The sequence below is a fragment of the Streptococcus infantis genome (genome assembly GCF_018499575.1).
Lineage (GTDB): Bacteria > Bacillota > Bacilli > Lactobacillales > Streptococcaceae > Streptococcus > Streptococcus infantis_K.
Genome location: NZ_JAHDAP010000001.1, coordinates 399,836 through 413,410, shown reverse-complemented (window position 1 = coordinate 413,410; position 13,575 = coordinate 399,836). Strand labels below are relative to the sequence as shown.

Below are 13,575 nucleotides of genomic sequence, written 5' to 3'. Positions count from 1 at the left end.
TAAAATTATTATGTTCGGATTTTACTAATGATTTCATAAAAAATAGAGAGTTTATAGGCTCTCTAATTTTGTTTTATATTATTTTGAAAAATTTTTTCTGACATCTCTAGCATTTCATAGAATTCGCTGTAGGATGATACTTTCTGAGGAATTTGGATAGAGCACTTTTTAAGCAAGACTCCATAACCTAGAACCTTTCCTATTTCACTACTTACTGTCTGATCTATGCTCGGGAAAATCAAGCCAGCTTTTTCTGCTTGTAAGATATAAGCATAAGAAATCAATTGAAATAGATCATCACGATTGATTCCTTTTTCAGTCAATTCTAGTTTTTTATATTTAGCATCTAGTACAGTCTTTAATTCCCTATTATAAAAATCTGGATATACCTTTCGTTTCCCACCAGAAAATACAGAGATACCACCTTTCTTTTCTTTATTGCGTGGATGTATGAAATCTTTTGGCAACAAAGTATGAACATATTCTTCCCAAAGCCAAGCAACGTCAAAGAGAATGCCATGAATTTTTTGCTCTTGATATCCTAAACCGTGCTTTTCTCTGTTTAATATCATCAGACAAAGCTCTTGCAACTTTCTATATTCTCGAAAGTAGGCATGACGAAGGGGTTTAGTTTGATTTCGTCGAATAATCTTAGCACGATCAGCTAGTTTATAAGATGGGGTTACACGAATTATTTCTGTAATATTTTCGCGATTACTATCAATAATACCTCTTCCTAGAGATTTCTGATTTTTTATGTACTCAATCGTATGACGAATCAGCTGCATTATTGGATTATCAAAAGTAAACTCTCTGGTTGTATAAGCAATATTACCTGTGAAAGGAAGATTTTTCTTGAGATGGTTTCTTACATCAATCACTCCCTTGATATGGCTATCATTATGAGAAAACCTCTGGTATTCCTTATAAAGTCCCTTTCTCATAGCAGCTTCCAGATACTTTGGAAAGAGGTAGATTAAAAGCTGATAGAGTCTTTCCTCACGCGATAAACCAACATCCAAACTAGTAAGATTGATATTTAGAACTTTCTGCAATAGATAATGCAAAAAATAGTCATCACTTTTACTCGAAAAGCGAGAAGAAATGGTTAATCTCTCCTGACCACAACCCAGAAAACCAATCACATTTCCTGTCTTAATTTTCTGATTGACTGTTTCCAAAATCTTTTGGTCCTTATCCAAATCAGGAGAATTTTTCAGGTCATTTGGAAAAATAAAGATATTGTTTTCTTGGGAAAGGTTATCTAGGGTTCTATCTAAAAGAGCTTGACTAATTTTAGGATATTTTGCGATAAACTCTTCTTTGCTTATGCTCTGTTGATTATCAGTTATCTGCATCGTCATCACCAATATCTTGCTGATTTGTCAGATCATATGCTTTTTTCAAAGTATTCAGCGTCGTATCTTCTTCATAAGAACCACGCAAGTAATCTTCCAAAAGTGGTTTAAGATAATCGGACCAGAGTAACTCATAGTCAAAGTCTACTTCTTCTAGTTTAAGGAAATAACTTGGTCCGATATGATAATGATTGTTTAGCTCCTGAACTTTCTCAATTTCGGCATTCAAGTTTCTTAGACGCGCTTTCGCTTCTTCAGCTTTATCACCAAGAACATCATCCAGCATACCTAGTTGACTCTCAGCAGTAACTTCAACAAAACGGAAACGACGGCGCATGGCAAAATCAAAGGTATCCACCGAACGGTCGATATCATTCATAGTTCCGATAATATAGACATTTTCAGGGATATAAAACTTGTCATCAGTTTCGTGTAGATTGGCATATTGGGTAGAAACACTCCCCTTCTCACCACGATAGCCAGGATCAATGGAGAAAAAGAGCTCTCCAAAAATCTTAGAAATCTCACCTCGATTGATCTCATCGATGATGAAGACAAAGTTCTTGTCAGCGTTAATACCTATTGGGGAAACATATTCTTTAAGTCCAAATTTTTTCCTTAAAGTTTCGAGTACTTTTTTTCCTTGGCTACGATAATAAAGCTGCTTCGGATATTTTTCATCTTTATAGAGTTCATAAACATATTCTCTTGTTAAGACAGTTCCTTGAGCCTTGGTTTCATAATTGACATTAAAATTATTTCTACTATTTACAGTCAGATATGAAAATTCTGTCAAATACTCTTTTTCATCTCTACTATTTACATACTCAAGATAAAGATCCCAAGCTTCATCAAAATTATCTTGCCCTCCAATCTTCTGAGCTTCTTTAGCTAATTGACAAAACTTCTTAAAAATACCATCTTGTAGTTTAAAATCAATTGTTCCATACTCATTTGAATCCGGTCTTAACCCCTCTACAAAATCCGTATAGTCATACGAAGGGTGAAACTGTACAAACTCGATTTGGTCTTCGTTTCCACCTGTTAATTCTAAAGCAATTTCTTTAGCTAAATACGTTTTACCTGTCCCAGGTGCACCACGGAGGATGAGGTTTTTGGATTGCAATAAAATATTTTTATATTTTTTAATATTTTCTAACATGTTTACATCTTTCATCTCTCTTTTCCTATAGAAACTAGTAAAATTATCATAAAACTCTTTTAAGATATCATTAGGTTCCTCGGTTGATTCCAATTCTAAATCTTTGACAAGGTATTTATACCCTAAATCTTCATCTTGATTATTACTATACCATTTTACTATTTTAAATTCTGTGAGTTTAAATCTCTGAAAACCACACCTTATATTTATCCATAAGTTATCAATGTCACTCAACCGATAACCAAAATAAGGTGATTTGATATATCCATTACCACTCCTTGGACCAAAATGACCTGTGTTAAGCATTTCAACTTTGTATGGAATACCTTCAATAGTTAGAGCAGGATAAATATGTTCAGCTCCATCTAATTTTTGAGAACGTTTCATTTCTATATCTTTCGAATTATAGATATTTGCTTGATTCACAAATTTAGATAAAAATTCTCTGAAGACTTTATAACCCTCTGAGTTAATTCCACTTTTTACAAACTCATAAGATTTATTTATAAAAGGTAAAATCTCATTTAATGAATTTTCGTCCTTAATAAAATACTCAGCATCAAGTGTCCAACCAAATGAATCAGGCTTCTTATTAAAAATCAAAAAATCTGAATCACGAAGACTTTTAGAGAGAATTGCAATCTTTATTCCTTTATTCTGAAAATTAATCTCTATAAAGTTTTGTAACTTCCCTTTCATATTTTTAACCTGAAAAGAAATATAACTTTTTGTTTGATTTTCAATTGCATCTGGGAATTCTTTTTTTATTCTATCAATAAAAATTGATTCAGTTATCATAATGCTTTACCTCGCTCATTAAATGATTATTAAAGGTTCTAAATATTATTTGTTAGTGTAAATATTTTTAATAACTATCTTCTATAACACACATTTCATATATAGAATATCATATCCTATAAAAAATGAAAAGAATTTCTAAAGAAAAAGCCCAGCGTTAGGAGCTTCAACTGCTCTTAACACTAGACTTCTTTTCTATATTAATAATACTCCCCTTGACGGTAGTCCCATGAGTTAAAGGTGTCTGACAGATGCATCATGATTTTATCAATGTCAAGCCCTTTACGAATCACAACTGGCGCTGGTGAAGTTGATCGTGCTCCACCTTGTTCTGGAATGAGTTTGCCGTCTTTATCGACCATAGACACCATCACACCTTGCTCGTAACGAGTCTCAACTGTTTTATCAGGTTGGATAGATGCCACATAGTCATCTGCTTCAACGACAAGGTCCACTGCCCCTTCGATACGTTGACCGATTCCTTCAACCTTACCACGATTTCCTTTTCCTGATGGGTTGGCTGATGAGGCATAAACCATTTTTCCTTCTTCCCAAAGTTTGGCAGCCAATTGTTCACCAGCTTTACCAAACTTGATAACAAAACAACTCGTTCCACGAACGTCAGTCATGAGTTCTTCACGTCCATCATCGTATGCTTTGAGTTTCTCAAAGGCTTCTGGTTTCCATGGAAGGATACAACCGAGAAGAATGTCTTCGTCCCAATGTTTTTGGTAGAAGGCTTCAATTTCTGGGTTGAGTTGTGCTAAAGCGCGAAGTTCATCCATGCTACCACAAAGTACAACACCTGGTTTGTTACGGTTACGCTCTTTGGCTTCAAACTTACGTTCAAGACCTGCCTTATCGCTAGTCATGATGATGTAACCAACTTTTGTAGGACAAACGATACATCCGCCCTCACCTTTTAAAATGTCATAACCTTCTTGTGAAAGTGTTCCGTTCCATTGAATGTGTTTTGTCATAGTTCTATTTCCTTTTCTATTTTTTCTAATCCTGCCAGTAGGCTGGTCTTTGTTTTTCATAAGCAGCAATCAAGTCTTCATACTGCAAGGTAATACCGATATCATCCAAACCATTTAAGAGCTTGTGTTTCCATTCGCTATCGATTTCAAAGGAGAATTCTCCAATAGGTGAGATGATTTTTTGTTGTTCCAAGTCAACCGTCACTTGGTCGGTCGGTTTAAGTTGGGCTAGCTTTTCTCTAACCTCCCTAGGCTGAACAATAGGTAACATGCCATTATTGAGCTCATTATTGTAATGAATATCACCAAAAGACCCTGCAATCACGACCTTAAAACCATAGTCGGCTAGAGCCCAAGCTGCGTGTTCTCTAGAAGAGCCAGCCCCAAAGTTATCTCCTGTGATGAGGATAGTAGCTTTGCGATATTCAGGTCGGTTAAAGACAAAGTCTGGATCCTCAGTGTACTTGTCATCTAGATAACGCCAAGCATACATGAGGTACTTACCAAATCCTTTCTTATCAATTAACTTGAGAAACTGCTTGGGTAGGATTTGGTCGGTATCAATATTATCATTCATAAGAGGAACCGTTGTTCCTGGATAAACTGTAAATTTTTCCATATCCTCTCCTTACTGGGCTTCAGGCATTTTCCGAACATCTACGAAGCGCCCTGCAATTGCTGCCGCAGCAGCCATGGCTGGACTGCAAAGATGAGTTTTAGCACCAAATCCCTGCCTGTCTTCAAAGTTTCGATTGCTGGTTGAGGCGCAGTGAACACCATCAGGTACCTTGTCAGGATTCATTCCTAGGCACATGGAGCAACCTGGGTCTCTCCACTCAAAGCCAGCATCTAGGAAAACCTTATCCAAGCCCAACTTTTCAGCAGCTCGCTTGACTGGTCGAGAACCAGGTACCACAATAGCTGTTAAGTTAGGGGCGATTTTCTTCCCTTTGACAAATCGAGCAGCCAGCTGCAAGTCACTGAGACGAGCATTGGTACAAGAACCAATAAAGATATAGCCTAGTTGGATATCTGCTGGTTTCTGACCTGGTTGTAAATCCATGTAATGATAAGCACGTTCATCATTCATATCCTTTATTTCTGGGAAGCTGCTATCAAAATCAACACCCATAGCTGGATTGGTTCCCCAAGTCACCATAGGAGCCAATTCAGAGACATCCATTCGGATAATCTTGTCATAAATGGCATCGTCATCACTAACCAGTCTTTTCCAGTCAGCAACTGCTGCATCAAAATCCTTTGGAACACACTCGCGTCCCTTGAGATAATCATAGGTCTTCTGATCTGGATTCATGATTCCCATCTTGGATCCAAACTCAATGGACATATTGCAGATAGTCATTCTCTCTTCCATACTAAGTGCATCAATGGCCTGACCTCGATACTCCACCACGTAGCCAACACCACAAGCAACGCCGTACTTTGCAATCAAGGCTAGGATGAAATCTTTGGCATAAACTCCTTTTTGAGGAATTCCAGTGAATTCCACCAACATTTTCTTGGGTTTAACCTGCCAAATGGTTTGAGTAGCAAAGACATGTTCGGCTTCACTAGTCCCAATTCCGAAGGCGATGGCTCCAAAAGCTCCATGGGTCGCTGTATGGCTATCTCCGCAGACGATAAATTTTCCTGGTTGTGTTCGTCCTGTTTCTGGACCAACCATATGAACGATACCTTGTTTTTCTGAACCGTGGGCAGCATGTTCGATTCCAAACTCTTCAACATTTTCAGCTAACTTATCAATCTGTGCTTTAGAGATTACATCTCGAATATCGTAGATATTTACTGTCGGTACATTGTGGTCAAAAGTGCCAAATGTTAAATCCGGTCTTCTCAATCTACGCCCTGCATCTCGTAATCCTTGAAAAGCTTGAGGACTAGTCACTTCGTGGATATAATGTTGATCCACATACATGAGTTGAGGTTGTCCCTCTGTTCCTGTAATCACATGGAGGTCCCATAATTTATCAAAAATCGATTTTCCTGCCATTCATTACCTCCATAACAAATACAAAGTTACTAGTGTAGTCACTATTCCTAGGAACCAAATCGTTTTAAAATACCATTTTCTAGTCTTGTGTTGAAAGGTAACACCTGCCAACCAAGCACCAAAACCACCACATAAGAATGCAAATGATAATAAATATTTTTCAGGGATGCGCCAAGCACCTCTTTTTGCTTTAGATTTATCAATACCATAGATGGTAAAAATCAAAAGGTTCCAAATCAAGAGAGCAAAAGTAATTCCTTCGTTTAGTTTCATAGTCTTGCGATAATGGCTTCTGTCATTTCCCTAGTCGAAGCCTGTCCTCCTATATCTCTCGTTAAAATGCCAGCAGCTAGACTTGCCTCAACAGCACGCTCGATACGCTCCGCATCCTCATAACGTCCAAAGCTTTCTCTTAGCATCATGGCAACTGACAAAATCATGGAAATAGGATTGGCAATGCCTTGACCTGCTATATCAGGTGCTGAACCATGAATCGGTTCATAAAGACTTGGTCCATTTTCAGAGTGACTAGCCGATGGCATGACGCCAAGTGTGCCTGATAGAACGCTTGATTCATCAGATAAGATATCCCCAAAAAGATTTTCTGTCACGATAACATCAAACTTGGCTGGATTTGTAATCATGAGCATGGCAGCTGAGTCAACCAACTGATGCTCCAAGGTTACATCCGGAAAATCTTTTGCGACTTCATCAGCCACTTTCCTCCAGAGTTTTGAAGTTGCTAACACATTTTGCTTATCAATACTAGTAACAATTTTATTTCGACCTTTTGCAATTTCAAAAGCCTTACGTATAATCCGTTCTACTTCCTCATAGCTATAATCGTTGATATCACGTGCCGATTTCTCTTCAAGGATATGTTCACCAAAGTAAATCCCACCTGTCAACTCACGCACTACAACAAAGTCAACACCAGCAATTCGTTCGGGCTTAAGAGGTGATAAATGCTTGAGACTATCAAAGATTTTAACCGGACGAATATTAGCATAGAGATTGAGTTCCTTACGAAGAGCCAGCAAGCCTTGTTCAGGTCGAACTGCGGCATTATCATACTGGGGACTACCGATAGCTGCTAGGAGAATAGCGTCTGCTTCTCTAGCAGCCTTTAAAGTTTCATCTGGTAAGGGATATCCTGTGGCATCAATACCTGCACCTCCAAATGGTCGTCTATCTATCTCAAAGTCAAATCCCGTTTTTTCGGCTATCGATGCAAGAACATCTAAACCAGCTTCCATGATTTCTGGTCCAATTCCGTCGCCTGCTAGGGCAACTATTTTCTTTGTCATAGAATTCTCCTTTAAACACTAGGCATGTCACGGTAGGAAATATTTGGACCGATCTCGCCAGTATTCTCTTTTTGAACAAAGGTATTGGCATTGATATAGGCAATAGCTGAAGCCTTCAACACATCGAAATCAAGTCCGGCTGCGTTAAAGATTGTTTCAGTATCTCTGTTTTCAACAGTAACTAAAACACGTGCCTGAGCATCAATTCCGTCTGTAACTGCATCAATGGTGTAGGATACCAAGCGAACAGATTGATTAAAGAACTTGTCAATAGCGTTAAAGATGGCCTCAACCGAACCTTGTCCAGTCGCATTAAAGTCGACTTTCTCACCATTCAAATTAGCCAAGCTAACAGTCGCTTCAATTTCATTTTCCGCATGAGTTTGAAGTTGTAAATCATCAAAGTGAAAGCCTTCTGGGTTTTCAACCATGGTTCCAGCTACCAGAGCACGAATGTCCGCGTCTGTGACTTCTTGTTTCTTATCAGCCAAAGCCTTGAACTTAGCAAAGAGTGGCTTGATATCTTCGTCTGTAAAGTCAAGAGCTAAATCTCTAAGTTTCTCAACAAAGGCATGACGACCGGATAATTTCCCAAGTGGAAGACTATTACTCTTAACACCCACCAGTTCAGGTGTGATGATCTCATAGGTAAGAGGATTTTTAAGAACACCGTCTTGGTGAATTCCTGATTCGTGAGAGAAGGCATTTCCTCCGACAACAGCCTTATTTTTAGGAACTGGAATTCCTGAGAAGCGAGAAACCATTTCGGATGTATTAATCGTTTCGTTTAGGACGATATTTGTCTCTGCTTGGTAGTAATCTTGGCGAATGTTGAGAGCCACTGCTATTTCTTCTAAAGAAGCATTCCCAGCTCTTTCTCCGATTCCGTTAATGGTGCCTTCAACACGTCCTGCCCCATTCTTAACAGCTACAAGGCTATTTGCAACCGCCATTCCAAGGTCATCGTGACAGTGAGGGGAATAGATTATCTGACGGTCCGTTTGAACATTGTCAATCAGATATTTAAAGATACTTCCATATTCCTCTGGCGTTGTAAAACCTACTGTATCAGGAATATTGATATAAGTCGCACCTGCATCAACTGCTGTCTGAACGACTTGTAGGAGAAAATCGAGCTCGGTTCTTGTCGCATCTTCAGGAGAGAATTCTACCACTTCAAATTTAGAACGTGCATAGGAAACATGCTCTTTAATAGCTTCCAATATTTCCTCTTTACTTTTATTCAACTTAAATTCACGATGAATAGGACTAGTTGCAATAAAGACATGGATTTGTGGATACTTGGCATCCTTCAGTGCCTCATAACAAGCGTCAATATCAGATTTAACAGAACGAGCTAAGCCTGTTACTGCTGTTTTTTTCATAGCTTTAGCAATTTCTTGGACAGCTGTGAATGAATCTGGACTAGCTGCTGGAAAACCAGCTTCGATGGCTGAAATACCCCATTTTTCAAGCTGTTTTGCTATAGCAACCTTTTCCTTAATAGAAAAATTGACACCTGGTGTCTGCTCACCATCTCGGAGACTGGTATCTAAAAACTCAACTACACGCATGAGAATTCTCCCTTCACATTTTCGATATAGAAAAAACATCTCGCTCGGAGTTCCAAGCGAGATGTTGATTTACTCCCGCTTGGTAAGCCAAACAGGACTAATGCTTTTGCACTAGTCCGAGTACCTCAACAACAAAGCAAATTGATTAAACTTAGCTGTTTTCATGTTTGGCTTTCTCCTTTGTTTGATGTCTTGTTTAGTATTCTAGCATAGGAAAAATCACTTGTCAAGAAAAAATCCAATATTTTCTGAAAATTTCTTCAATAAAGAATATTTTGCTAATTGAAAGTATTTGAAAACTCAAATGTGTTTATTTATTTCTTAGAAGTCAAAAACCAACTTCTCTCAAATAGTTCAAGGACCTTTTCGTCAGTTAGAGTGTCATCTAGTGGAAGACTTGTCCAATAGCGTTTATTCATATGAAAGGCAGGATAAATGCCCTTTTGTGAAAGCAAGTCAGCTACTTGGTCATGCTTAAGATTAACGACTTCTACTTGTCCTTCTCGTGCCTTATCCAGTTTTTCCCAGGATATCTTCATTAATACCGCATACCACTTCTGATTATCTTCATGACGTAAAACTGCCGTATCAGGTGATTTTTCCCATAAGTATTCTAATTGATTCTCATACTTTTCTTGAACACGAGTCAAGATTCTTTTTGTCTGAGGACAGAGAAATTCCTGTACCTCAAAACAAGCCTTTCGAATATCATAAAGAACTTCTAAACAAGCCTCTCGAACGCTTCCGACAAAAGTACCTCTCATACTTTTCATGTGAACTTGAGGATATAGATCACCAGTTTCTTGGTCATAAACTTGAAAACTTAAGTTCCCATCCTCAACTGTAACCATCATGAGAAAATCTCCCTGCAAGATAGTCGAATTATAGGTCCATACACCTTGATTTTCTACAAATCCATACTCTTTAGACTTTTTACTATTAAATCGATAGGCTTTAAAAATTTCAAACATAAGCGAAAACTGCTACCAAAAGCTAGCAGTTCCTTTCTATTTTTTAAAAGACAACCTTAGTTCCATGTAATTGTGTCACGCCTAATTGATCGATAAAGGTTTGACGGTTGTCCATGTCAATCCCTCCTCCAGGTAAAATTTCAATTTTTCCTGCAGCGTGTTCTAGAATTCTGCGGTAGTGAGCAAAACGTTTCTCTAACGAATCGCCAGATACACCTGCTCGAGTCAGGATGCGTGTCACTCCAGCTTGACTAAGCCAATCAATAGCTTCTAGTTGATCTTGGTCACTTAAGTCATCAAAAGCCATATGGAAGACAATCTCCATACCTTTAGATGCAGCAATCAACTTTTCAAGGTTGGCCTTATCCAATTTCTTATCTGCTGTTAAGGCACCGAAGACGACCCCTTGGCTACCTGCCTGAGCAGTTAGACGAATATCCTCGAGCATAATAGAAATCTCGAGGTCATTGTAAACAAAGTTACCACCACGTGGACGAATCATAGTCATAATAGTCGTATCGTAGTTTGATGCAAGTTCAACAGCTGCCTTGGTTACTCCGTAGCTTGGTGTCGTTCCACCAACAGCAAGATTATCACAGAGCTCAATACGGCGAGCTCCAGCCTGCATAGCCTTTTCAAGCAAGGTCACATTTTCAGCACAAAATTCGTAAATCATTTGATACTCCTTGACGATTTATTTGATATTATTATATCATATTGTTTTAAGTAAACCCTACTTTTTAACAAGGAAAATCATTACTTTTTTAGCTATTCTTTATCTGGAATCACCTTAAAGAGATAATAGGTTATAAATATTGTTAAACATCCTAAAGCAATTTTTACTGGTAAAAGCGGTGCGAAATAAATGGAAATTCCCATCAAGATATAAATTGAAACAATGATCTTCTTTTTACGTTCACGCGCAATAGACTTGGTTTCTCTAAAATCCGCAACATAAGTTTGATAAAGCTTGGTATGATAGAGCCAATCTTCAAAACGTTTAGAAGATTTTGAAAAACAAGCTATTGACAACAAGAGAAAGGGTGTTGTCGGTAATAGTGGCAAGGCAACTCCAACGATAGCCAAAGCTAATGAAATGAATCCAATGCTAAGATAAATAATGCGCATATCTACTCCTAAGTAAGAATAATCTTCTTCTAGTTAAGCATAAAAAGATAAAATCTGTCAAGTTTAAATTAAAAAGAGCTGAAATTATCATTTCAGCCCTAATTATTTTTATTTAATCTTTTCTTCTTCGTAGTCACCATTGCTACATACGATCTGTTTCCCTCCACCACGGATTTTTTTCTCCATGAGGAAGTGACCACATTTAGGACAATCACGTCCAACAGGTTTATCCCAAGAGGTAAACTCACATACTGGATAACGATTACATCCATAGAAAATACGATTACGTTTGGTTTTGCGTTCGATGATTTGCCCTTGATGACAATTTGGACATGTAACACCAACTTCTTTTACAATGGCTTGTGTGTGTCGGCAATCAGGGAAATTGCTACATGCATAAAACTTACCGAAGCGTCCAATCTTAATTACCATAGGACTGCCACAAACTTCACAGTCAAATCCAGCTGGCTCATCCTTGATTTGAATTTTTTCCATCTCTGCTTCAGCTTTTGCAACCTCTTTAGAGAATGGTTTGTAAAATTCATCAATAACCCGTTGCCACTCTTCTTTTCCGACCTCAACATCGTCCAGTTTACCTTCCATTTCAGCAGTAAATTTCACATTTACAATGTCTGGGAAGTATTCAACAATCAGCTTGTTAACAACTTGACCTAGATCAGTTGGTTCAAAGCGTTTAGATGCAAGTCTTACATAGTAACGTTTTTGGATTGTTTCAATGGTTGGAGCATAGGTAGATGGACGTCCAACTCCGTTTTCTTCCAATGTTTTAATCAGTGTTGCTTCTGAATATCGTGCAGGCGGTTGTGTGAAATGTTGTTCAGGTTTGCTATTGACCTGTTTGACCACATCTCCTACTTCCATATCTGGTAGCATCTTATTCTTATCAGAATCGTTGTAAATGGCTAAATAACCATCAAACTTAACCTGACTACCATTTGCTGCAAATTGAACACCATTTTGCGAAAGTTTAACAGCCATGGTATCAAAGATAGCACCCGTCATTTGACTCGCTACAAAACGGTTCCAGATAAGGGTATAAAGTTTAAGCTGGTCTTTATCCAAATACTTAGCAATTTTTTCAGGAGTATTAAAGACACTTGAAGGACGAATAGCTTCGTGGGCGTCTTGAGCGCCAGAGGCATTTTTCACCTTGCTACCATGTTTAGAATACTTACTACCAAAACGTTCATTGATGTAGCTAGCAGCTTCATTCTGAGCAACTGGACTGATACGAGTAGAATCCGTACGCATATAGGTGATCAAACCTTGGACACCTGTACCAATATTGATTCCTTCATAGAGTTGCTGAGCAACCATCATAGTCTTTCGAGTACGGAAGTTAATCTTGTTAGCAGCATCCATCTGCATAGAAGACGTTGTATATGGAAGAGGAGCATTGCGCTTTCTTTCCTTTTTATCTACTTGATCAACTGTAAAATCCTTGCTGTTCAAATGAGATATAACTTTTTTGACTTCATCATTGGTAGTCAACTTCATCTTCTTGCCATTCATTCCATAAAAAGAAGCTTGGAATTGCTTGGTACCTTTTTTAAAGACACCATCAATCGTCCAATATTCTTCTGGTTGGAAGGCATTGATTTCATTTTCACGATCAATGATTAGCTTTAAAGCAACAGACTGAACACGTCCTGCTGATAAGCCTTTTTTAACCTTTTTCCACAAGATTGGAGAAATTGAATATCCCACCAAACGATCTAAAACACGACGGGCTTGTTGGGCATCTACCAAATCCATATTGATTTTACGAGGTTCCTTAAAGGCATTTTTAACCGCATCCTTGGTAATCTCGTTGAAAACAACACGGTTGGCGTCATTCTCGTCTAGATTTAAAATATGCGCTAAGTGCCATGAAATAGCCTCCCCTTCCCGGTCCGGGTCACTTGCAAGAAAGACTTTATCGGCTTTCTTCGCTTCTTTTTTCAAATCATTGATGAGAGGACCTTTCCCACGAATATTGATATATTGCGGTTCGTAATTATTTTCCACGTCAACTGACATACTTGATTTTTTCAAATCACGAATATGACCTACGCTGGCTAAAACCTTATAATTGCGTCCTAGATATTTTTCAATCGTTTTAGCCTTTGCAGGCGACTCCACGATTACTAGATTTTTTTTAACTGTTGATTTTTTCTTCTTTGTTGCCGTAGCCACAGTATCACACCTTTTCAAAGTAATTAAACTTTATAAAGTGTAAACCATTTTTAAAAACCTGTCAAGACTTAACACCCATACAATAGAAGA

12 protein-coding genes are annotated in these 13,575 nt (G+C 38.1%); all 12 read right to left on the bottom strand.

Annotation, left to right across the window (positions count from 1 at the left end):
* Nucleotides 1–62: 62 nt before the first annotated feature.
* The 12 genes from KJR31_RS02045 to topA all read right to left on the bottom strand — a co-directional run bounded on the left by KJR31_RS02045 (nucleotide 63) and on the right by topA (nucleotide 13,485).
* Nucleotides 63–1,358: an McrC family protein gene (locus tag KJR31_RS02045; protein WP_214261840.1), complete on the bottom strand. Its 1,296-nt coding sequence runs from the start codon at nucleotides 1,356–1,358 to the stop codon at nucleotides 63–65.
* Nucleotides 1,345–3,318 carry an McrB family protein gene (locus KJR31_RS02040; RefSeq protein ID WP_214261839.1) on the bottom strand — a complete coding sequence of 658 codons (1,974 nt, stop codon included), beginning with the start codon at nucleotides 3,316–3,318 and terminating at the stop codon, nucleotides 1,345–1,347. Before KJR31_RS02040 ends, KJR31_RS02045 begins: the two co-directional genes overlap by 14 nt.
* 200 nt (nucleotides 3,319–3,518) lie before the next feature.
* Nucleotides 3,519–4,298 carry an L-threonylcarbamoyladenylate synthase gene (locus tag KJR31_RS02035; protein WP_214261838.1) on the bottom strand — a complete coding sequence of 260 codons (780 nt, stop codon included), beginning with the start codon at nucleotides 4,296–4,298 and terminating at the stop codon, nucleotides 3,519–3,521.
* Nucleotides 4,299–4,323: 25 nt separating this feature from the next.
* Entirely contained in the window at nucleotides 4,324–4,917 is a 594-nt protein-coding gene (gene leuD / locus KJR31_RS02030; protein ID WP_214261837.1) for a 3-isopropylmalate dehydratase small subunit, read from the bottom strand.
* A 9-nt stretch (nucleotides 4,918–4,926) separates the two neighbouring features.
* On the bottom strand, nucleotides 4,927–6,309 hold the full coding sequence (leuC, locus tag KJR31_RS02025) for a 3-isopropylmalate dehydratase large subunit (protein ID WP_214261836.1): 1,383 nt from the start codon (nucleotides 6,307–6,309) through the stop codon (nucleotides 4,927–4,929).
* A 3-nt stretch (nucleotides 6,310–6,312) separates the two neighbouring features.
* Entirely contained in the window at nucleotides 6,313–6,582 is a 270-nt protein-coding gene (locus KJR31_RS02020; RefSeq protein ID WP_214261835.1) for a DUF1294 domain-containing protein, read from the bottom strand.
* Complete coding sequence (gene leuB, locus KJR31_RS02015; RefSeq protein WP_214261834.1) at nucleotides 6,579–7,616, bottom strand: 3-isopropylmalate dehydrogenase; 1,038 nt, start codon at nucleotides 7,614–7,616, stop codon at nucleotides 6,579–6,581. Before leuB ends, KJR31_RS02020 begins: the two co-directional genes overlap by 4 nt.
* 11 nt (nucleotides 7,617–7,627) lie before the next feature.
* Nucleotides 7,628–9,190 carry a 2-isopropylmalate synthase gene (locus KJR31_RS02010; RefSeq protein WP_214261833.1) on the bottom strand — a complete coding sequence of 521 codons (1,563 nt, stop codon included), beginning with the start codon at nucleotides 9,188–9,190 and terminating at the stop codon, nucleotides 7,628–7,630.
* Between the two features lie 314 nt (nucleotides 9,191–9,504).
* Nucleotides 9,505–10,161 (bottom strand): MmcQ/YjbR family DNA-binding protein, encoded by a 657-nt coding sequence (locus tag KJR31_RS02005; RefSeq protein ID WP_214261832.1) that lies wholly within the window; start codon nucleotides 10,159–10,161, stop codon nucleotides 9,505–9,507.
* A 43-nt stretch (nucleotides 10,162–10,204) separates the two neighbouring features.
* Nucleotides 10,205–10,837, bottom strand: a complete 633-nt coding sequence (locus tag KJR31_RS02000) for a copper homeostasis protein CutC (protein WP_214261831.1) — start codon at nucleotides 10,835–10,837, stop codon at nucleotides 10,205–10,207.
* A 92-nt stretch (nucleotides 10,838–10,929) separates the two neighbouring features.
* Nucleotides 10,930–11,289, bottom strand: a complete 360-nt coding sequence (locus tag KJR31_RS01995) for a YbaN family protein (RefSeq protein ID WP_045614983.1) — start codon at nucleotides 11,287–11,289, stop codon at nucleotides 10,930–10,932.
* 108 nt (nucleotides 11,290–11,397) lie between these two features.
* Complete coding sequence (topA, locus tag KJR31_RS01990; RefSeq protein WP_214261830.1) at nucleotides 11,398–13,485, bottom strand: type I DNA topoisomerase; 2,088 nt, start codon at nucleotides 13,483–13,485, stop codon at nucleotides 11,398–11,400.
* Nucleotides 13,486–13,575: the final 90 nt, after the last annotated feature.